24 protein-coding genes and 1 tRNA gene are annotated in these 19,829 nt (G+C 55.6%); 8 read left to right on the plus strand and 17 right to left on the minus strand.

Features of this window, described 5'->3' with window-relative positions:
* Positions 1-115 precede the first annotated feature (115 nt).
* The 4 genes from OVA03_RS07425 to OVA03_RS07440 all read left to right on the plus strand — a co-directional run bounded on the left by OVA03_RS07425 (position 116) and on the right by OVA03_RS07440 (position 3,736).
* Positions 116-922 carry a carbon-nitrogen hydrolase family protein gene (locus OVA03_RS07425; RefSeq protein ID WP_267527691.1) on the plus strand — a complete coding sequence of 269 codons (807 nt, stop codon included), beginning with the start codon at positions 116-118 and terminating at the stop codon, positions 920-922.
* 140 nt (positions 923-1,062) lie between these two features.
* A complete protein-coding gene (locus tag OVA03_RS07430) occupies positions 1,063-1,428 on the plus strand; it encodes a DUF983 domain-containing protein (RefSeq protein ID WP_267527492.1) in 366 nt (121 codons plus the stop codon).
* A gap of 125 nt (positions 1,429-1,553) precedes the next feature.
* Complete coding sequence (locus tag OVA03_RS07435; RefSeq protein WP_189485564.1) at positions 1,554-1,736, plus strand: YegP family protein; 183 nt, start codon at positions 1,554-1,556, stop codon at positions 1,734-1,736.
* A 116-nt stretch (positions 1,737-1,852) separates the two neighbouring features.
* Positions 1,853-3,736: an acyltransferase family protein gene (locus OVA03_RS07440; protein ID WP_267527493.1), complete on the plus strand. Its 1,884-nt coding sequence runs from the start codon at positions 1,853-1,855 to the stop codon at positions 3,734-3,736.
* A gap of 58 nt (positions 3,737-3,794) precedes the next feature.
* On the opposite strand, the gene OVA03_RS07445 is transcribed toward OVA03_RS07440, so the two are convergent.
* From OVA03_RS07445 to ppa, 3 genes are all read right to left on the minus strand, one after another.
* Positions 3,795-4,052, minus strand: coding sequence for a hypothetical protein (locus tag OVA03_RS07445; RefSeq protein ID WP_189485562.1), 258 nt, complete (start codon positions 4,050-4,052; stop codon positions 3,795-3,797).
* Between the two features lie 396 nt (positions 4,053-4,448).
* Entirely contained in the window at positions 4,449-4,865 is a 417-nt protein-coding gene (locus OVA03_RS07450) for a YidB family protein (RefSeq protein WP_267527494.1), read from the minus strand.
* Positions 4,866-5,068: 203 nt separating this feature from the next.
* Positions 5,069-5,605 (minus strand): inorganic diphosphatase, encoded by a 537-nt coding sequence (gene ppa / locus OVA03_RS07455; RefSeq protein ID WP_189485560.1) that lies wholly within the window; start codon positions 5,603-5,605, stop codon positions 5,069-5,071.
* A 201-nt stretch (positions 5,606-5,806) separates the two neighbouring features.
* Here ppa and OVA03_RS07460 point away from each other — a divergent pair, with 201 nt between their 5' ends.
* Complete coding sequence (locus OVA03_RS07460; RefSeq protein ID WP_267527495.1) at positions 5,807-6,631, plus strand: DUF599 domain-containing protein; 825 nt, start codon at positions 5,807-5,809, stop codon at positions 6,629-6,631.
* Positions 6,632-6,842: 211 nt separating this feature from the next.
* On the opposite strand, the gene OVA03_RS07465 is transcribed toward OVA03_RS07460, so the two are convergent.
* Positions 6,843-7,730, minus strand: a complete 888-nt coding sequence (locus tag OVA03_RS07465) for an N-formylglutamate amidohydrolase (protein ID WP_267527496.1) — start codon at positions 7,728-7,730, stop codon at positions 6,843-6,845.
* A 129-nt stretch (positions 7,731-7,859) separates the two neighbouring features.
* Here OVA03_RS07465 and OVA03_RS07470 point away from each other — a divergent pair, with 129 nt between their 5' ends.
* Positions 7,860-8,216 carry a response regulator gene (locus OVA03_RS07470; protein WP_189485558.1) on the plus strand — a complete coding sequence of 119 codons (357 nt, stop codon included), beginning with the start codon at positions 7,860-7,862 and terminating at the stop codon, positions 8,214-8,216.
* Between the two features lie 227 nt (positions 8,217-8,443).
* Positions 8,444-8,518, plus strand: a tRNA-Val gene (locus OVA03_RS07475).
* Here the strand turns inward: OVA03_RS07475 and OVA03_RS17045 are convergent.
* The gene (locus OVA03_RS17045) at positions 8,469-9,269 is read right to left on the minus strand and encodes a site-specific integrase (RefSeq protein ID WP_420710502.1); all 801 of its coding nucleotides are present in this window, start codon (positions 9,267-9,269) and stop codon (positions 8,469-8,471) included. The two genes, OVA03_RS07475 and OVA03_RS17045, sit on opposite strands and share 50 nt — an antisense overlap.
* Here OVA03_RS17045 and OVA03_RS07480 point away from each other — a divergent pair.
* On the plus strand, positions 9,189-9,428 hold the full coding sequence (locus tag OVA03_RS07480) for a hypothetical protein (protein ID WP_267527497.1): 240 nt from the start codon (positions 9,189-9,191) through the stop codon (positions 9,426-9,428). The two genes, OVA03_RS17045 and OVA03_RS07480, sit on opposite strands and share 81 nt — an antisense overlap.
* A 101-nt stretch (positions 9,429-9,529) precedes the next feature.
* Here OVA03_RS07480 and OVA03_RS07485 read toward each other — a convergent pair whose 3' ends face one another.
* The 12 genes from OVA03_RS07485 to OVA03_RS07540 form a co-directional block, all read right to left on the minus strand.
* Positions 9,530-9,868: a helix-turn-helix domain-containing protein gene (locus OVA03_RS07485; protein ID WP_267527498.1), complete on the minus strand. Its 339-nt coding sequence runs from the start codon at positions 9,866-9,868 to the stop codon at positions 9,530-9,532.
* Positions 9,869-9,901: 33 nt separating this feature from the next.
* Positions 9,902-10,117, minus strand: coding sequence for a DUF2274 domain-containing protein (locus OVA03_RS07490; protein ID WP_267527499.1), 216 nt, complete (start codon positions 10,115-10,117; stop codon positions 9,902-9,904).
* A gap of 9 nt (positions 10,118-10,126) precedes the next feature.
* Positions 10,127-11,329 carry a TrbI/VirB10 family protein gene (locus OVA03_RS07495; protein ID WP_267527500.1) on the minus strand — a complete coding sequence of 401 codons (1,203 nt, stop codon included), beginning with the start codon at positions 11,327-11,329 and terminating at the stop codon, positions 10,127-10,129.
* Positions 11,322-12,332 (minus strand): P-type conjugative transfer protein TrbG, encoded by a 1,011-nt coding sequence (gene trbG / locus OVA03_RS07500; protein ID WP_267527501.1) that lies wholly within the window; start codon positions 12,330-12,332, stop codon positions 11,322-11,324. The genes OVA03_RS07495 and trbG overlap by 8 nt, the downstream gene beginning before the upstream one ends.
* 12 nt (positions 12,333-12,344) lie before the next feature.
* Entirely contained in the window at positions 12,345-13,145 is an 801-nt protein-coding gene (gene trbF, locus OVA03_RS07505) for a conjugal transfer protein TrbF (protein ID WP_267527502.1), read from the minus strand.
* A 5-nt stretch (positions 13,146-13,150) separates the two neighbouring features.
* Complete coding sequence (gene trbL, locus OVA03_RS07510; protein ID WP_267527503.1) at positions 13,151-14,428, minus strand: P-type conjugative transfer protein TrbL; 1,278 nt, start codon at positions 14,426-14,428, stop codon at positions 13,151-13,153.
* A 47-nt stretch (positions 14,429-14,475) separates the two neighbouring features.
* Positions 14,476-15,201 carry a P-type conjugative transfer protein TrbJ gene (trbJ, locus tag OVA03_RS07515; protein ID WP_267527504.1) on the minus strand — a complete coding sequence of 242 codons (726 nt, stop codon included), beginning with the start codon at positions 15,199-15,201 and terminating at the stop codon, positions 14,476-14,478.
* Between the two features lie 100 nt (positions 15,202-15,301).
* Complete coding sequence (trbE, locus tag OVA03_RS07520; RefSeq protein ID WP_267527505.1) at positions 15,302-17,764, minus strand: conjugal transfer protein TrbE; 2,463 nt, start codon at positions 17,762-17,764, stop codon at positions 15,302-15,304.
* The gene (locus tag OVA03_RS07525) at positions 17,758-18,021 is read right to left on the minus strand and encodes a VirB3 family type IV secretion system protein (protein WP_267527506.1); all 264 of its coding nucleotides are present in this window, start codon (positions 18,019-18,021) and stop codon (positions 17,758-17,760) included. Before OVA03_RS07525 ends, trbE begins: the two co-directional genes overlap by 7 nt.
* Positions 18,021-18,302 carry a TrbC/VirB2 family protein gene (locus OVA03_RS07530; RefSeq protein ID WP_267527692.1) on the minus strand — a complete coding sequence of 94 codons (282 nt, stop codon included), beginning with the start codon at positions 18,300-18,302 and terminating at the stop codon, positions 18,021-18,023. The genes OVA03_RS07525 and OVA03_RS07530 overlap by 1 nt, the downstream gene beginning before the upstream one ends.
* A 105-nt stretch (positions 18,303-18,407) precedes the next feature.
* Positions 18,408-19,385, minus strand: coding sequence for a P-type conjugative transfer ATPase TrbB (gene trbB / locus OVA03_RS07535; protein WP_267527507.1), 978 nt, complete (start codon positions 19,383-19,385; stop codon positions 18,408-18,410).
* On the minus strand, positions 19,382-19,819 hold the full coding sequence (locus OVA03_RS07540) for a CopG family transcriptional regulator (protein WP_267527508.1): 438 nt from the start codon (positions 19,817-19,819) through the stop codon (positions 19,382-19,384). The genes trbB and OVA03_RS07540 overlap by 4 nt, the downstream gene beginning before the upstream one ends.
* Between the last annotated feature and the right edge of the window lie 10 nt (positions 19,820-19,829).

Consider the following 19,829-nt stretch of genomic DNA (forward strand, 5'->3'; position numbering starts at 1 on the left):
TTTATATGATATGCAAGTCTTTGTTTACGCTGGGCACGATAAGACGTGATTTTGCACGAAAAAATGCACCGCCTTGCGAAATTACCGCGCCACCTACACAATAGCCCACATGCTGATGGCCACCGCTCAAAGCCCTGTAACACACGATCCACGTCAGAATGGACGGGAAATTCGCGCCCTGATGCAAAAGGCACATGACGCCGGAGCGCGCCTTATTCACTTCCCCGAAGGCGCCATTTCAGGCTATCAGGTTTCTGCCGCCCCGCCATGGGAAGCCTTACGCGACGAACTTGAACGCACCGCAGCGCTGGCCAAAAGCTTAAGTCTTTGGACGATATTGGGCAGCGAACATCGACTGACTACCCCCAACCGCCCACACAACAGCCTTTATGTCATCTCAGATTCCGGAAACGTGGTAGCCCGGTACGATAAGCGCCTGTGCTCACACAACGAGATCACCCATCACTACAGCCCCGGCAACACCCCCACCGTCTTTTCGATCGACGACTTCACTTTTGGCTGCGCCTTGTGCATTGAGATTAATTTTCCGGAACTCTTTCTTGAATACGAACGCCTTGGGGTCGATTGCCTGTTGCTGTCCGCCTATTCACAAAACGCCATTTTCGGCATCATGGCTCAGGGCCATGCGGCCGCAAATAATTACTGGTTCAGCGTTTCCGTGGCCGCACAGTTTGCGAAGACCTTGCCCGCAGGGGTTATCGGCCCGGATGGCTATTGGATTAGCCAGTGCCGAACGGACGCGGCTACCGACCTGTGTTTCGCACACTTAGATCGCAAGTCCCCCGCGTTCGACATCGCCCTCAACAAAGCCCGCCCGTGGCGGAAAACGGCCAGAGAGGGCCGCATTTACAGAGACAATTGGGTTTTTGACCCGCGCAGTGAGACCAAGACCCGCTTCTGATTTAAACGGCCCGCAAACCTGCGACCGTATGGCACAGCCTGCGTGACTTGATCTTTATATCCTGATAAGCCAACTAGGTTATTATGAGCCTAAACGCATCTGAGCCCAACGCCCCTGAGCCAAACATACCTGAGTATGCCATGACCGCTGAAAAGCCTACCCTTATGACCGCGATCAAGCGTGGCCTGCACCGGCGTTGCCCCGCCTGTGGCGAAGGCCGCGCCTTTAAGGGCTACCTCAAGGTTGTCGATGCCTGCGATCATTGCCATACGCCGCTGGGGCTTTATCCGTGCGATGACGGTCCGGCCTATGTCACCATGATCATCGTCGGCCATATCGTGATTGCGCCGCTGTTTATGTTCGACAGCGTATTTATGCACTATCCGTTTGAAATCCTGATCCCGTCATCGATTGCGGTTATGGGCGCACTGACGCTGTGGCTTTTGCCCTATATCAAGGGCGGTTTTCTGGGGCTGGTCTGGCATCACGGCCTGAAACAGCGCTGAGCCATTTCCGGCCTTTGCGAATTATCAAGGCTTTGTGATCCTGCACGCCCCGAACCGACTTGACAGCCTTAACTACCTTGCGCGAAATTGAGCCTTCTTTTCAGAGACTTCACAGCGGGGACGCTATGGCGCATACATTTGAGATCAAGAAAAACAAGGCGGGCGAATTCGTCGCTTATTTCAAATACAATTCCGAGAGCATCTTCTGGACCGAAGGCTACAGCTCCAAAGCGGGCGCGAAAAACGCTATCGAGTCAATCCTGAAGAACGGCCCGAACGCGGAAATCGTCGATTCGACGGCTGATTAATCGCCATTCACTAAAAATCAAATCTTGCGATTCTAATTTGCTCCTTACAGATTTTGCGATTCACCGCCACTGTAAGGGGCAGCCGCCCCCGTCACCAGTGCGATCAAGGGGTTGGAATGAAATACCGGGCGGATATCGATGGCCTCAGGGCGCTGGCGGTTTTGCCCGTGGTTCTGTTTCACGCGGGCATCCCCGGCATTTCAGGCGGGTTTATCGGGGTCGATGTCTTTTTCGTCATCTCAGGCTACCTGATCACCGGGATTTTGCGCGATGACCTTGAGGCTGGACGCTTTTCCATAGCTCAGTTCTATGAACGCCGCATAAGGCGCATCATCCCCGCCCTTGCCGCCGTGATCATCGCCACCTGGATCACGGCGTGGCTACTGTTCCTGCCGTCCTATTTTCAGGATTTCTCCAAAAGCGTGGCGGCCACCGCGGCGTTTATTTCCAATCTCTATTTCTGGAAGTATTCAGGCTATTTCGAAGCCAGCGCGCTGTTGCGTCCGCTGCTGCACACCTGGTCGCTGGCCGTCGAAGAGCAGTTTTATATTGTCATGCCCATCGCCATGTGGGTGGCCTTTAAACTGATCCGTAAACACTGGGTATGGCTGTTTGCCTTGGGGGCCGCCGGATCGCTGGCTTTAAGCATCTATCTGACAGACGTCGGGCCGACGGCGAATTTCTTCCTGCTGCCGACCCGGGCGTGGGAGCTTCTGGCCGGGTCGCTTCTGGCCCTGATGCGCCTACCCGCACCACGCACCGCAACCGTCGCCCATGTTCTGAGCGGGCTGGGGCTTTTGCTGATACTGGTGCCGATCGTCGTCTATACCGAAGCCACGCCGTTTCCGGGGCTTACCGCCCTGCCGCCCGTTCTGGGCGCGGTTCTGCTAATCTACAGCGGGGCCTTTCCGGCGGGCCTTGGCGGACGGGTTTTGTCGTGGGCCCCTATGGTCTTTATCGGTAAGATTTCCTATTCGCTGTATCTGGTTCACTGGCCGGTGACCGTGTTTGTCCGCTATGTCACGCTTGAGCCTCCAAGCCTGATGTGGGCAGGCTTCATCATCCTCTTAAGCTTCATTCTGGCCGTTTTAAGCTGGCGCTTCATCGAGCAACCGTTCCGCCAGCCGGGTTTTGCGCCGTCGCGGCCAGTTTTGCTGGTCGGCACACTGGCAGGGCTTGTGGCCCTGTTTGCGCTGGGTTCGGCCGGTGTGACCCTCAAAGGCTTTCCTGACCGCTTTCCCGACTATGATCCGGTCGTCGTCGCCGACGGGCGCACCAATAGCTGGAACAATAATGTCTGCTTTTTCGAGGCCCCGATACCGTATGAAAAGTGGAACGCTGATCAGTGCCGGATTGTGAGCAACGGCCCGGAGGCTGTGTTGCTGTGGGGCGATTCCTATGCCGCCCACTATGTGCCGGGCCTGACCGATAATGCCGCCCACATTCCCTACACGCTGTACCAATACACCGCCGCCGGTTGCCCGCCGGTCTTGTCCTATTACTCCTACGCCCGCCCCAACTGCCAGAATTTCAATGCCAACGCCTTAAAGCTCATCAAGACCTTAAACATCAAAACCGTCATTCTGTCGGCGCGCTGGATTGACATGAAAAGCCGGGGGATGGACCAAATACAATCAACCCTGTCCGCCCTTAAGGCCATGGGCGTGAAGACCTATGTTATCGGCCAAAGCCCATTGTTTGTGACCGATGTCGGCGTCATCGCTTTCCGGCAGGTCAGGCAAACCCCACGCCCCAGCGTCGCCGCCAACAGTTTTGGCTCTGAGATCAATGAAAGCCTGCACCGCGCAACCGGTGACGTAGTTTTCACGGATCCTCTGACATCTCTATGCCCCAACGGGACGCACTGCACCTATCGCCAGGGGGAGCGGCTCCTGTTCAGCGACAGTGGTCACTTTTCAAACAGCGGTAGTGGTGACGCGGTCAGGCTGTATTTTCCGCTCTACACACCCCTTAAGGGCAAGGTGAACACCGTGCCATAAAACAAAAAGCGCCCCGATATATCGGAGCGCTTTTTCGTTAAGCACGAAACTCAAATATTCAGACGCGATCAAGCGCTTCGCGCACCAGCGCAATCGCCCCTTCGGCCTCTTCGGTACATTCCATCGACAGGCGGTCGATCTCTTCCTGCGCAAATGAGCGCATCAGAAGGGCCGCCTGAGGCGACAGCGCCATCAGGGTACGCACAGACGCCCGCGCCATGGCCAGCGCGGCATCCATATCTACTAAATTCGCTGTGTCACGCGCCACTGCCAAGGCATAAAGGCGCGATGCCACATCCGGGGAGGAACTTGGCATAATTTTCTTCTTGAGCATGTAAGGTGAATGGGGGAACTCAGGTACAGTACACGGGTAGATTACGACAAAAACACACAGTCCCGCTAAAACTGCTGACGCCTTGCAATGATTACATTGTAACAGATATTGTGACGAAATCTAGGTCACCCCAATTGGTCAACCATAGCGGTCATTAGTCGTCATACAATTGTAATATAAGGACTCTTGAAAAACGGCTTTGTAAAAATTACGAATTAACCACAATATTTAGTATAATTTATCACGATACCGCTATCAAAACGCATAATAAATCGAAAAAATTGCACAAGCTTGCAAGAAAAACGGTATTAAGATGATGAATTGTGTCGGAAATATGGCCAAATCCGGCACAATCCACAGCCGCTCAATCAGAATCGATCAGCGTTTAAACAGGCCGCCCAGCACGTCCTGAACAATACCGCTGCCACCCAGTTGCCCGACAATGTCACCAAGTCCGCCGGAAAGCCCTTCCGCGGAGATCTGACCATTGGGGCTGAGCTTATCGATCAGGCCCGGCAGGACATCGGCGATCTGCGCCGGATTAATCCCGATTGTCTGGGCGATCTGCGCCACCTGATCAGAGCCCAGCACCGACTGAATCTGCTCAGCCGAAATCGGCAGGTTGGCACCATTACCCAGCCACGACTGCACCACGTCCTGCAGGCCGCCCTGTGAAAGCTGGCCCACAATGTCATTCAATCCGCCATTGCCGACCAGACCCGACAGGGCCTCCAGATTAAGGCCACCCTTATCGCCGCCGCCCAATGCGCCTAAAACACCATTCAGAATATCCATTGCCCGCTCCTTTAATTTGCGCTCAGTCTGCCCGACATTAAGCCGTTAATCGCAAGCGTGAAAAGCCGCAAATCGCAGCCTGACAGGGCTCTGAGTAACATTTGCGACACCAGAGCGTTTAAACGCGACAATACAAAAACCGGCGTAAAAAAAACCGCGCCGGATACCGGAGCGGGTTTTTCAGAACTCAAAACAGATAAGGCTTAACCGACCTTGGCGGCCAGTCGTTCCTGACCTTCGCGGATCAGTTGGGCCGCCACTTCGGGCTCGCCCCAACCCTTAAGGGTCGTGACCTTGTTCTTTTCCAGATCCTTGTAGTGCGCAAAGAAGTGCGCGATCTGCTCGATCAGTATTTCTGGCATCTGGCGGTAGCTGGAGACATTGCTATAGTACGGGTGCAACTTATCGACCGGCACGGCCAGGATTTTCTCGTCCTTACCGGCTTCGTCTTCCATCAGCAGCACACCGATGGGACGCGAACGGATCACGACCCCCGGATAGACCGGCACGGGACCGACCACCAGAATGTCGCACGGGTCGCCATCGTCAGCCAGGGTGTGCGGAATAAACCCGTAGTTACCGGGATAGAACATCGACGTGTAGAGAAAACGGTCGACAAACAGAGCCCCGGAGTCCTTATCCAGTTCGTACTTGACCGGCATGCCACCCTGGGGAATTTCGATAATAGCGTTAATGTCCCACGGCGCGTTAGGACCAATAGAAATCTTATCTATATTCATAAGTTCTGGCTTTTTGATTATATAACAAAGTTGCGCCCATTTAAGAGATTGAGGCTGTTCGCACAAGCGAAGAGTTAGAAAAAGTGAAAACTTTGTGGCCTGTACCGATAAAATCCTGGGGCTGGTGACCGGATACACGGTCTGTTAAGCTTAATGAAATCAATACCGTGGCAAACCATGACCACAGACACGCGGGGAAGTATGATGTCCGATTTCGATTTTATGGCTTTTGGTTTCGATATAGCCGCTCTGGTGATCTTTTTCGTATGCTGGTTCGGCTATGAGCACCTGATCCGATTGCTGTCCAAGCGCCGCGGCATGTTGCTGAAAGATTTGACCGTCGTGCGCCATGCCTGGATGCGCGAGATGGTCATTCGGGACTTCAAACTGTTCGATTCCAACCTGATCGGCCACGGCGTCAATTCGGCCAGCTTTTTTGCCTCCGCCAACCTTATCCTGATTGCGGCCATCGGCGGCGCCCTGTTCAGCACCGATGTCACCTTTCAATACGCGACCGGGCTTGGGATCGACACCTCCTCATCCTTGCTGGTGCTTAAACTATCACTGGTCATTGTTTGTCTGGCACGCGGCCTGCTGAACTTCATCTGGGCCCTGCGTCAGATGAATTACTGCGTGGCGGCCTTCGGCGCCATTCCGCTCAATGTCGACAAAGAAACCGCTGACAAATTCACCGAAGCGGCATCAGATATCATCGATCCGGCCATGTCGAATTTTTCGCAAGGCGTGCGCGGTTACTATTTCTCTCTGGCCGCCGGAGCTTGGCTGTTCGGGCCGTGGGCACTGGTGATCGCCAGCATAGGGGCGGTATTTCTGCTCGGCTGGCGTCAGGCCAGCTCTCAGGCGTCACGCGGCCTTCGCCGGATGCGCGAATTGCTGGAGGAGCACCCCTACCCTACCCGCACCCGTCCACTCTATGAAAACGACCCCGCACCGCTTGAGGATATTCTTGCGATGCACAAGGACGACCGCGCAAATCACCTGCCTAAAAAAGAGCCGCAAGATTAGGAAAGCCCATTAAAATCACGGTAGTGACATTAATGTTTTTGCAGTTGTAACCATACGTGATCATACAAATGCACTTTTGGACTTGCGATTTTCCGCACCGCAAACTATTTTGATCTTGTTCGACGTTGTTACGTCGATGCCCTTCCTGGGCGTTTCCTCCCTGTAGACTTTAGCCGCGCTTGTTATTAGCGCGGCTTTTTTTTGCCCGATTTTAGAGAGTTCCGAGGCGAAACGACTTAAGGGCCTCAATAACGGACGCCAGTGCCGATTTGAGCGTCCCGAAGCCCGCCGTCTGCTCCAAAGTCGCCTCATCCATATAGAGCGCGCGGTTGATCTCAATCTGTAGCGCGTGAACGCCCCGGTGCGGCTTACCGTAGGTTTCCATATTATAGCCCCCGGCAAAGGGCATGTTCAGCCCGACCTTAAGGCCATGCGCCTCCAGTTGCTTCTTCACAAAGCGCGTCAATTCCGGATCGCAGGTTTCCCCATAAAGGTCGCCCAGCACGATATCGGGCAGCTTTCGCGACCCGCCGGCCTGCGTGGTTGACGGCATGGAATGCCAGTCGATGAACATAATGGTGCCAAACTGGGCGCATCCCTGCCGCAGCAGATAGTTCAGGGCGTGGTGATAGGGGGCATGAACCCGTGCAATACGCACCTTGGCCTCATCAATCCCGATGGGGTGAAGATGGATTTCCCTCTGCCCGCTCAAACAGCGCGGAATGACCCCAAAGCCGGAGCGCACCCGCAGGGTCTGGGTCAGGGCGTCTCTGGGCAAAGCGCCCTTGATCAGACGGGCATCCAACTCACGCGGATCGCGGTTAACATCCACAAACGACCGCCCATAGACAGCGCGAACACAGCGGATGTCCATGTCCTGTGAAAACCCGATCAGGTCATCGACATAGGCATCTTCGGTGGACCTAAGCACCGGCAAGGCCTCGCGTGCGCCCTGAATAAAACTGTCGGGATAGTAGCGACCGGAATGGGGCAGACCAAACACCAGCGGCCAGCCCTCCCCGCCGTCCGGCTCGATCACATCGACCGCCGGAATAAAATCGCGGGACAAGTGCCACAGTTGAGAAACATTCGTATCCATATTAGCTATTTAGTAGGCCATTCGTGCGAGTTCTTCATCCCTAATTTACGTCAGTTGCGTTATTATCGCCTCCACGGGTCGGCTCAGCGCAACTGGCGACTGAAAAATATTGAGTAGTTATGGGGTACCATGAAGAAAATTCTGCTGGCTGAAGACGAAGATTCCGTGCGCAGTTTCCTGACCCGCGCCCTGCAACGGGCGGGTTATGAGGTCGTAAGCTGTGCCGATGGCGACAGCGCGATCGAAGCGCTCGATCAAGGCCCCTACGACCTGCTGCTGACCGATATTGTTATGCCAGGTGCCGATGGTATCGAAGTCGCCAAGATTGCCGGCCAGCGCCAGCCGGGCCTTAAAATCATGTTCATCACCGGCTTTGCCGCGGTGGCCCTTAACGCCCAGAAAGCCTCTCCCGAAGCCAAGGTGCTCGAAAAGCCGGTGCATCTGCGCGAGATCGTGACCGAAGTCGAGCGTCTGATCGCGGCGTAAGCTTCGCGCAGGTTTTTACTTGACCTAACGCTGCGCTTCTTGAGGGTGTTTTTAGTTGCCCTAACGCTGCGCTCCTTGAGGGCGGGCGCGAAATTGTCACCGAAGTGGAACGCCTGATCGCGGCGTAAGCGCCCTAAATCTGATTGTGGGATTAACCCACAGATTTCCCGAAAAATGGCTTGCTATGGCGGGGAGGCTTGGTTATACACCGCTTCCTCGCATAAAGTGGACTCGTAGCTCAGCGGGAGAGCACTACGTTGACATCGTAGGGGTCACAGGTTCAATCCCTGTCGGGTCCACCATTTTACCCATTGAAAACATTAGCGATTTCGGAATATCGCCATCTGGCGAAATGTCGTTGTGCCACGCAAGTGGCACGCAGACACGCGAAAAGCCATCAAATTTGTTCTTTGGATTCAATATGTCAGTGAAATAGGCATCAATTGCCGCAGCCCCCTGACTTAAATAGTCGGGAGCAAATTTGGCGTATCTTTCAGTTGTGCCAGGTAACTTATGGCCCAACAGCCCTTCGACTTCCCACGCCGGAACACCCCTGGCACGTAATTCAGCGGCCATGGTGTGGCGGAGACTGTAAGGCGTGGTATCTTTGCTAAGCCCGGCAGCGCTGACTACGGTGGCAAACCCCTTCTTAATTGATTGGATCGGCTTGCCATGCCAATTCACAAAACGCGATACGTCTCTGCGTGTGATATAAGGCAGCAGCGTATCCGTTATCGGCACAATCGGACGGCCCTTTTTGGTGCGTTTCCGCCCGCGCGGATTTAGGTCGATTAGTCTGGCGTCCAGATCGACCTGATTCGGAGCCAAATCCAGCACGGCACCGGGACGGGCCAGCGTGTTCAGTGAAATCATTATAAACAGGTGGAGATGCGGCCATTCTTTCGATTTAATAAGCAGCTTGCGCATTTCAGCTTTTGACAAGCGATAGGGTTCATCTTCGTCAGAACGATCATGCTCATCAATTATGAAGGGAGCGGAGGTGATTTCACCCCGTTGCCAGGCGCGCCGGATCGCCGCACGTCCGACAGACATGGTGCGCGACACATAGGAATTTTTATAGCCTCTGCTCTTGAGCCAATCTATGAACGCTTCCTGTCGGTCGATGGTGAGATCGGACACCAGATCATCGCCAAAAAACTCATTCCATTGCGCGAGGCTAATCTTTGCCTGAACCCGACTGGCAATTTTTGAGGCATGTCCCTGCCAGTATCGAACCAGTACCGTTGCCAGTGCCATTTCGGCCGGTTTTACGTCACGGAAATGTGCATGCTTTGTGACATGCTCGGCGAGTTTTATTTCGGCTTCCCGAAGATCGACGCAGCCAGTTGAGACGCGACGTGTCTGTCGTGTCCGGACGTCGAACCAGGTGATGTGCCAGAAAGGCGACCGCGGCCGTTCTGAGAGCCAGAACCCTCCGATTTCGCTGATTTTTCCCTTTGACATGGCGCGATCCGTTGATTGTCCGAATACTCGTTTAAGTCTGATACGGTATATTTATAACGGCAACCGATTTTCCGGAAGCCTATTTCGCCGCGTTTTCGAATACGCTGTATCGTATCCATGGAAACGCCCAGAATGTCCGCGGCTGCCTTTTCACTAATTAGCGGCTCAAAAGACACGTCAGCCAGCATGAAGCACCTCCCGAACATAAATACCAGGAATAGTTAGCCACGGCGTCCTCCCCGGTTAAACCCTTTGTCGCTGGCCAGAAAAGCCTCCAGCATGAATGGAATTAATTCGGTGACCGGCTCCGCAACGCCGTAAGCGGCCTGATACATATCGGCGTATTCTCTGAGCGCCTGATGTAATTCCGCCCCGATGGTGATGGTCAGCTTGTTGGGGGTGCGATCAGGCAACCTGCCCAGTTTGATTTCGGCCATTTCGGCCTCCTACGATGCGTAAGGTTTCAGGATCAGGTCTTTGTGGACGACAACGCGCAAAGGCCATCCCGGTCGCACCGTAAGGCCAGGCTGGACGTTTAGCTGCTTCTCGACAATACGTTGTCCGGCCTGATTAGCGCTCTGCCGTGTCGATTCACGGATGGCCTTCACAACTTCGCTGTCGGTATCGGGGCCGGTCTGACCGGCAATCCCCAAAAGGCTCGACAGGCCGACGCCTTTGAGAAGCGACCATGTGTGATAATCAACCTTGTCAGAAAGGCCTGCGTAGCCCGCCTCGTCTGTGGCAGGCAGATTATCAAGCCCTAGGGATGATCCGTCAGGCATGATCAGGCGCTGCCATATCACCAACGCGCGAGACTGTCCTAAAGCCACCACGCTGTCATAGCGGCCGATCAGGCGGGAGCCTTGCGGGATCAGGAGAACTCGACCCGTCACCGTGTCATAAACATTAGCTGTGACCTGCGCGATCGTCATCCCTGGCAAGTCCGATTTCAGTCCCGTAATCAGACTGGCATTGATGATGGTGCCCGCCATGACCTGATAGGGTGAGGCCGGGGTTTGCAGACCCTGACTGTTGTAAATGTCCGCCTTTGAGCCCTGCCCTGCAAAGTCCAGCTTACGACCTTGCGCATTCTGATCCTTATCAGGATCTAGGTTCAAGCCCGCCTCTGGCTGTGTCGGGATGATAAGACTCGCATCTGTCAGCCCTGCCTCGACTGCATTCGACGCAAGCGGTGCCGCACTCCCTCTATCATTCATGCCGAAAAACAAACCGGACTCGTGAGTGGATTGCGTTGACGCCTGATCTGCCGAACCTGAAGTCGATGGCTCTTTCAACTGCGCCTGCTGGTGTTCAAGGATGGGCTTTCCCAAATCGCCAGGAAGTGGCGGTCCGAGCTGAGGCACACCGGCCGGCACGTCTGCGTAGGTCTTCGGCAGATTTTGCAACTGATCGGGCTTAGGCTTCTGCGCATCAGAAGCTTTTTCGGGGTCATAGCCTGACGATTGATCAGCGACAGCTTTGACCTCCGGTCTTTTCAACCCAAGCCATGTGACCGCGACGATACCGACGCAGGCTAAAGCCGCTGCACCAATCAGGAGGTTGCGCTTGAAGCGTACCACTTTACGCGGCCTGGCACGTAACACCAGTGTCTCAGGGTCGGCCTTCGGGGGATCTGCCGCATCAGTCATGGCGACCTCCCGCTACGGATTTGACTTTGCCAGCCGGGCGGACGTCATTGCGTTCGATCCGCACGATACTCTGAACCTTCCCGCCAAGACGCAGCTCGGCGGCGGCAAAGAGACGATCCACGATGTAGTAAGATCCGCGCATCCGGTAATTGACGAGCTGGGCATCGCCGTGCTCGCCCACAACAAAGAGAGGTGGCGCCTCGCCCTGGGCTATCCCTTGGGGAAATTCGATATAGACTTTTGTGCCGTCATCGAAGACCCGTACCGGACGCCATGACGGGCTGTCGCCTTTGATGTCATAGCGAAATCGCAGATCTTCGAGCGTTATACCGGAAGCCGCAGGCTTGGTTTGCTCGGCTAATGCTGCCTGCTCTTTCAGGGCAATCAACGTACCTTGCGGGTAGCGCCATGAAATGGCAGCCATAGCCGTACCGGACGTGCTTTCCAGTGTGAGATGATAGGTACGCTTATCGGTCGTTATAATCAGATTGGTTTTCAGCCCCGTAACATAAGGCTTTACCAATATATGCACCTGTGCCGTTTCACCGGCACCGCTTTTGGTATCGCCAATAACCCATCGCGCCGTGTCGCCAGCCGATATGGCGATAAGGTGCTCGCCCGGCTCTAATGCGATGTCGCTCACCTTTTCAGGCGCGGTGTAGAGACGATAAAGCGCCCCTTCCATATAAGGATAGACCTGAATAGCATTGATGTAGCTCTGAGTTTGCGGCTCCCGCAATGCGGCTTTGTTAGCAGCGAGCACACGCGCCGTAGGTGCCAGTGTATTGATCTTGGTCACATTCGGCACGGGGACCAACTGGCCTGGCATGGCGACCGGTACAGGCTGCTCAACAAACCTTACGGCAGCGGGCGGATCAGGCACCTTTACGGCCTCGACAAAGCGAGCCGTATCATAGGCGATGACCGGTAAGGCCTGAGATGATGTGCAGGCGGTCAAGCCGATAACGGAAACTGACGCCAGTAAAATCACAGCGGTACGCATGAATAATCTCCTTTATTGCAGGGGTTGAGATTGAGGATTTGCAGACAGGGCGGCATCGTCTGCCACCGGCCGTAGTGACGTCTTCGCAGACGCATCGGTGCTTTCCGCAGCGATGCGCTCTGCGTCGGGCGCATAGTCCTGCGACCAGGCCATTTGATTGACGTACAGGCCGAGCGGATTTTTGCGCAAAGTCTCTTCGCGTGTAGGCGGCTTTTGAACCACGCCAAGGATGGCGGTCCAGCGTTCCGTGCGGGTAAGAACACCATGAATGTAGGTCAGCTCATTCCACTTCACCTGAAACGAAGTTTTAGATGCCCGCACCACGCTCGTGATGGACACGGTGACGCTACGTTCACCAACCCCGGCAAACGGGTCTCGTTGCCGGGCCTGATCGTTGAGATACTGTGCAGCCCCCTGAGTGGTGAAGTCATAGGCTTCAAGCCAGTTCTCACGCACGAGCACGGGGTCAATTGAAAGCGAACGCAGGTTTGTAATGAAGCGCGCCATGTACCATGAAATTTGCGCATCGGATGGCTTATACGCCTCAGTCGCCGGTCCAAGGGCTTTGATGCTGCCGGAGCGGCTATCGACCTCGACGACATAGGGCGTTACCCGGCTCTGGGACGCCAGCCAGACCATGCCGCCCGCCAGAACGAGGCTCACAGACAGGGCTCCATAAGCCAAAAGCCGCCAGTTTCTGGCCTGTGCCGCAGATGATCCAATACGTTCATCCCAGACCTGAGCGGCCTTTTGATAAGGGGTAATGGGTTCAGGCGTTTGTCCATAGCGTTGCAGACTGCGTTTAAACGACATGATGTTTAGTCCTTCTGTGAGAGGTCGGGATTAGCGGAGGCCATAGGGCGGTCGCCGGAAGCTATGACCGACTGAGCCATGTGCAGGTGCGCCCGCCGGCTTTGTTCTTCGCGCATATTCTGCGCCCACTGTGGCGGCGTTTGTTCGGTCTTCGACTGGCCTGGACCTGAAGCGGACTGCCTGGACGATGATCCATGAGGTTGGCCGCCGCCTGATGATGAATTGCCAGACGGCGCGGAGGCCGCAGGTGCAGGTGCGGCTCCGCCTCCCGCCGAGGGTCCACCACCGGTAGGGCTACCGGAAGGTGACGATGACCCCGCACCCCCGGCCGAAGATCCCCTGCCGCTGACGGCACTTGCGGCCTTCATGCCGCCAAGAGCTGAACCACCCATGCGGGCGATACTGGCCACCGCGCCACCGGCCAGCATTCCGGCACCGACCGCGGCTCCTACGGTGCCCACTGCCGCACCGGCTCCCAGTTGCGGCGCGCCGGACACAAGCCCTGATGCAATGCCGGGGCCAAAAATACCGAGACCCAGAAGCGTCAGGGAGGCCAGAACCAGAGACATAGCCTGATTGATGTCAGGTTCCTGACCGTTCAGGGCCGTGATAAACTGATCAAAGAAACCGGAGCCTATGCCGACAATCACGGCCAGAACCATGACCTTGATACCTGAGGTGATGACATTGCCCAGGACCCGTTCGGCCAGAAAGGCGGTCTTGTTCCACAAGGCAAATGGCACAAGCACAAAGCCGGCAAGCGTTGTGAGCTTAAATTCCAGCACTGTGATAAAAAGCTGAATAGCCAGAATGAAAAAGGACAGCAGGACAAGCAGCCACGCCACCAGCAGGATCACAATGGTGAGAAAGTTGCCGATAAAGCCGGATAGAGTAACGAGGTCTGAGGCCTGCACGAGCAATGGATGTGCCGCTTCAAACCCTATCCCCGCCAGCTTGCCCGGCTTGAGCAGATCGGCGGCCGTAAGAGTGTTCGCGCTCGCCTGAAGTCCCATGCCCACAAAGGACTGAAAGATCAGGCTGGCCAGCATGTTGAAGTTGTTGAGGATGAAGGCGAACGCTCCGACATAGAGCACCTTTTTGATCAGGCGAGACATGACATTGGCTTCGCCATCCAGCGCCCAGAACAGAGCCGCCAGAGTCACGTCTATAGCGATCAGTGTGCCTGACAGGTGACCGACATCGCCTCTGAGCAGCCCAAATCCGCTGTCGATATAGGCGATAAAGGTGCTCATAAAGCTGTCGATGATGTTGAGGTCGTTCATGTCATATCTCGCCGAAGGGATGATCAAACCGCGCTCTCGGAACCCGATTACTGCGGCGTGTAGGCTTTGCCGGTGCCGAGGAATTTGGTCGTCATGGCTTTGGACACGGCTTCAGCCTCCGCCGCTCTCGCCTGATCAATCGCGTCGGCGCGGTACTGTGCCGTCAGCAAGGTTTGAATCTGCATTTGCTGTTTGGCGGTCAGCGCCAGTAACTGATTGGTTGCCTGCTGTGCTTCAAGGTCGCCCCCGCTGGCTTCGGAAGCCCGCACCAGAGTGTTCAGAGTGTCGGCGTCGCTTTGGAGGGCTTCATTGACGCGCGCCTGAACCAGAAGGGTTTGCTGGTACGCGCTCATGGCGCTCGACCAGCGGGTCTGAGCCGAACCTAACAGGGTGCTGATTTTTATGTTGCCGCCGTAAGTTCCCGGAAACTGTGATTTGAGCGCCTGTTCAGTCTCACTTAAGCTAAAGGCAATGCCCTTAGCGGTTTTCATCAAATCGCTGATGGCGGCGATATCGGCATTGAGCCCGGCCAGCTCGCTGATATCGAGCTTCTTCAGGTGTTTGGCCATGTTTTGCAGCATGACCGCCTCATTCTGAAGCGCTTTGATCTGGTTGTTGATCTGTTGCAAGGCTCGGGTCGCCGACAGCACGTTCTGAATATAGTTGGCTGGATCATACACGGCGACCTGCGCGACCGCCGGTGTCAGACCAGTGCTAAAAGTCGCGGCAATAGTCATGACGACAATGGCGGCGTTAATGGATTTATGGTTCATGGATAGTGCTCCTGATTTTGGACAAGGGATGGCGTGGACTGTTTGCAGACAGTCCGGTGATGCTGGTTTAAGTTGGTGGTTGGGTTCAGGCCTTACAGCCTCAGGTTCGCAGGCGATCCCGGCGTTTCGGTGGGGCAGAGATTAAGAGGTCAGCGGCCCAGTTCAGGCCTTTGTGTTTGAGCCAGCTTTGCGCAAAATCGGCCCCACAGTCCTCAGTAAGATGGCGGTCGATCACTGCCTGATCTTCAGGCGACGAGGCAGCGCAAAAGGCCAGGGCTACGGGGCCAAGATTTAGCTCAAACAGACGATTACCGCGGCGCGATTGCAGGTAATACTGCCGCTTCGGAATGGCCCGTGCGATCAGTTCAACCTGCCGGTCATTGAGACCGAGGCGCTCATAGGCCGCGCGTGACTGAGGTTCGATGGCGCGCTCATTAGGCAGGAACAGGCGTTGCGGGCAGGATTCGATAATGCTGGGCGCAATTGTGCTATCGGCAATATCCGCCAGCGACTGCGTGGCGAAGATGACGCTGACATTCTTTTTCCGCAAAACCTTCAGCCATTCGCGGATGCGCGCGGCAAACAGCGGATTATCAAGAAACACCCAGGCCTCATCCAGCATAAGGAGTGTCGGGCGACCGTCAAAACGTTCCTCCAGCCGGTGAAACAGGTAGGTCAGGACCGGCATAACTAACCCGGCCTCGCCCATCAGGTCTTCCGTCTCGAAACAGACGACAGAGGCAAGATCAAGATCATTCTCTTCGGCATCAAGGCAATGACCGTATGGGCCTTCAAGGGTATAGGGGCGAAGGGCCGATTTGAGATCATTGGACGACAAAAGCACGCTGAGACCTGTAAGGGTACGCTGCGTCTCCGGGGCATGGCTCAGGCTGTTCAGTGCCGACCACAGGACTTCTTTTATATCTGGTGTGACGATCACCTGCTCATGACTGAGGATCAGGATCAGCCATTCCAGAGCCCATGTCCGTTCAGAGAGATCGTCGATGCGACGGAGTGGCTGAAACGCCAGTTGCGCCTTACGTCCCAGGACATGATGCTGACCGCCCATGGCCAGTGTCGCGGCCCTGGCTGAACCACCCTTGTCAAAAATGAACGCTTGCGCATTTTGATAACGCTGGAACTGCAATGCCAGAAATGACAGCAGAACCGACTTGCCGGCACCCGTGGGGCCAAGGATCAGCATGTGGCCGACATCACCAACGTGGGTCGATAAACGAAATGGCGTTGCCCCTGAACTGAGGGCATAGAGTAAAGGCGGACCGCCCAGATGCGCATTGTTTTCCGGCCCGGCCCATACCGCAGACAACGGCATGAGGTGAACGAGGTTTAGCGAATGGACAAGCGGCTGGCGTACATTGGCGTAGACATGACCGGGCAGAGAACCCAGCCAGGCTTCCACTGCATTGAGGGACTCTTTAATGGTGGTGAAACCCAAACCGTTGATAACCTGTTCGGCGCGGCGCAGTTTCTCATCAGCTTTGCGCTTATCTGCATCCATCACGGTAATGGTGGTTGTCAGATAGCCAAAACTGACATGATCGCCGCCTAATGCCTGAAGGGCCTGATCACTATCAGCAACCTTATTGTCGGCATCACTATCGGTGAGTTGGGTCGCTTCATTATAGATGACTTCGCGCAAGAGTGCTGTGATCGACTTGCGTTTGGAAAACCACTGGCGACGAATTTTAGTCAGAGTTTTTGTCGCCTCATCCTTGTCCAGCGCGATAAAACGGCTGGTCCAGCGATACCCCATATCCTGATGGTTGAGACTGTCGAGCAGGCCCGGATGGGTATGCTTCGGGAACCCCAGAACCGTCATAGTGCGGATATGCTGATAACCCAGCATGGGTTCCAGTCCACCATAAAGCGGGGTATCGACAAGGATCGCATCCAGATACATCGCAGTATCAGGAACCTTTACGGCATGAGCTTTACTTGAGACCGTGCCGTGCAGATAAGACAGGGTTTGCGCGTCATCCAGCGCTTCGATGTGCGGCATGAAGCTGGCGAACATATCCAGGGCGCTGTCAGTCCGGGCTATAAAGGCCTGAAGCTCCTGGCGCCAGTTGCGCTTTTGCGTTCCCTTTTCACCGTTCTGCGTACCCATATCGGAGGTCTCAAGCAGAGCCTGTCCGGCGCCGGCCGAGAAGTCGGCTGGCGGCATGAAGACAAGCGTCAGATAATAGCGTGTCTCAAAATGCTGATCCCTTTGCCCCGCAAACGTCGCACGGCGTTCCTCATCGACCAGACGTGCGACGCCCGCCTCAGGCCCGGTTTGCGGATATTCAAGCGCCTCTGTCCTGTGGGCCTCAAAGAACAATGCCCAGCCACTGCCAAAACGGCGCAGTATATTGTTGGCGCGCGCGCATGTGCTGACCAGTTCAGCCTGTGTCGCACTCTCTAAATCAGGGCCCTGATAGCGTAAGGTGCGCTGGAAACTCCCATCCTTATTCAGGACGATACCGGGCGCTACCATCGCCGCCCATGGCAGATGATCAGCGAGGCCATCAGAGGTTTTACGATATTGGCGGATATTCAGCATGTCAGATACGCTTTCTGCCGAAGATGTCTCATCAGCACAGTCAGGAAATCAGGATCATGTTTTGCAGCGAAAACGGCGAGGGAATGCCCCACCATCCAGAAGATGAGGCCAGCCAGCCACATCTGAAGCCCCAGCCCTAAAGCGGCGGCCACGGTGCCATTGATAATGGCTAAGGACCGTGGCGCACCGCCCAGAAGCAGGGCTTGCGTCAGGGACTGGTGCAATGGCACGTCATACCCTTCCACAGGCCCGGCCATCAGATGAGCGCTCCGCCGCCGAACGAAAAGAAGGTCAGAAAGAACGACGATGCGGCAAAGGCGATACTAAGACCGAAGACGATCTGGATCAGACGTCTGAAGCCCCCGGACGTTTCGCCAAACGCCAGGGTCAGACCCGTCACGATGATCACCATCACAGCGACAATCTTGGCCACGGGTCCCTGCACGCTATCGAGAATTTGCTGCAAGGGCGCTTCCCACGGCATACCCGAACCTGCGGCCTGAGCGGCACCGGCAAGTGCTACCATGATCAGGGGCATCAGCAATGAGGCCCTGGATGTAAGGGGGTGAGCGATAGTTTTGGTGTCACGCATATAGAGTCTCCTTCAATGAAATTGTTGAGGTTGGGCAGGTATCCTCGCCACTCAGGTGAGTGATCGAAGCTGGTAGTCGCCAGCGGAATCGAGGCCGTTGATTTCGGCAATCTCTTCGATACGGCGCGGCATTTGGTTGAAACTGTTTTCGCCACAGATAAAGACGATCAGATCTATGGCTTCGGCGATCATCGGGCGCGGCACATGGACGACCGCTTCCTGAACAAGCTGTTCAAGACGATAGAGCGCGCCCCTTGCAGAATTGGCATGTAGGGTAGCAATGCCCCCCGGATGACCGGTGTTCCACGCCTTGAGCATGTCGAGCGCTTCGGCTCCCCTGACCTCGCCGACAATGATGCGATCAGGCCGGAGTCTTAATGTTGAACGCACCAGATCGGCTAGGGTGACAAAACCCGGACGGGTTCGCAGGGCCACAACATCCTTTGCCGCACATTTCAGTTCGCGGGTGTCCTCGATCAGGATGACACGCTCATCTCTCTCGGCAACTTCAGCCAGCAGGGCGTTGGTCAGGGTCGTCTTGCCTGAACTCGTGCCGCCAGCGACAAGAATATTACGACGATCTGATATAGCCTGACGCAGCATCCGGGCCTGTTGCGATGTCATGATCTGATCGGCCACATAATCACCCAGGCCGTAAAGGCGGTGAGCGGACTTACGGATCGAGAAACAGGGGCCAGCCACGACAGGCGGTAACAGTCCTTCAAACCGCTCACCGCTAACACCGTCAACCGTACCTGGCAGTTCAGCACTGACAATCGGGCTATCGGCATGAACTTCGGCGCGGATATGACTGGCCACCAGACGGATGACGCGCTCGATATCAGCCGCCGGCATGATGACGCCGGTGTTGATACGTCCTTCGCCTGCCAGGTCGAGCCGAACTGAGCCGTCGGGATTGACCATGATCTCGCGAACCCGCGGATCGGTCAGGGCCTGTGCCAGTCCCTCCCCCATTGCGGTACGCAGCATGGTGCGAAGGCGTAACCCTGAAACGGAAGCCTGGGTCATTGCCCGCTCTCCCCGTCCTGAATTGGGGACTGCCTTTGTTCCGCAGCTTCCCTTGTTTCCGCCAGTATGCGGCGACCTCCGGCCATCTGGCGGCCGACCTGATCAATGAACTTGCTAAAGCGATCCTGACCTACGGCACGCGCTACCTTATCCGGTTCGGGCATCTGAGCCGTCACCGTAAGCTGATAGCGGACAAACAGGGCCAGAGTTTCCAACACCGCCTGAACATCGCGCTCAATGCGCTCAAGTTGACGCGATTGACGATCAAGGCGGATTTTAAGGCTTTCATCGACAGATTGCGCTGCCCGGCGATTGAGATATTGCCGCAGGGCATCAGCGATGATGGCTGACTTGGACGTGCCGGGCTTTTCAGCAAGTGCCTCAAGCCGCTCAGAAAGGGCATCATCAAGATAGAGGTTATGACGGGGTTTCATGGACTGTGAT

Source organism: Asticcacaulis sp. SL142 (genome assembly GCF_026625745.1).
Lineage (GTDB): Bacteria > Pseudomonadota > Alphaproteobacteria > Caulobacterales > Caulobacteraceae > Asticcacaulis.